General features: G+C 55.6%; 1 protein-coding gene. It reads right to left on the bottom strand.

What is annotated here, in order from left to right:
* Nucleotides 1–220, bottom strand: a 220-nt coding sequence (locus ACP5J3_RS15075) for a hypothetical protein (protein ID WP_428496417.1), incomplete at its 3' end; no start/stop codon positions are given.
* Nucleotides 221–522 lie beyond the last annotated feature (302 nt).

The raw sequence follows: 522 nt of genomic DNA, 5'->3' as shown, positions 1-522 counted from the left end.
TGCCAGGTTGTAGCACGAGTTGCGCAATCGCTATACTTGGCAACGTAGCTATTATCACTAATCCTATTAATATATGAGGTTTCGTAGGAGTTGAAAATTTTAATCTCTTTTGCATGCGGCAAACACCGCCGTCACTCCCGCAGAAGCCGTTGGCTCGGGTTTTAGGTTTTGGAACCACGCCCGCCGCTGTGCCGGGCTTTATGTGCTTTGCATACTCCAAATCCGCACATAGCGGCGGAGATACAACGTAAAACACAGCAGAGAGTCACACGTTATTCACAACGACGTGCCCCCGCCTCCGCCGTAGATAACCTCTCCGCCGCCCCGGCGGCGTCTCCTGCGCGGAAGCTCCAGCACGGCAACGCGCCGACACGTTGCCAATCGATATTCCGAACTAAGCGTCTCTGGCGCCGGTTCGGCACGCGCGTAGCCGCGCTACATAATTTCTACCCCCAACGCCCACATAGCTCAAAGTAGACACGCTACTCCACAGGAGGATCCCCCGGGCGCATTAGTTGGCGC

The sequence above is a fragment of the Pyrobaculum sp. genome, from assembly GCF_049971835.1.
Classification (GTDB): domain Archaea; phylum Thermoproteota; class Thermoprotei; order Thermoproteales; family Thermoproteaceae; genus Pyrobaculum.
Note: the sequence above shows the minus strand (reverse complement) of the source record. Positions and strands in the feature narration are given on the sequence as shown.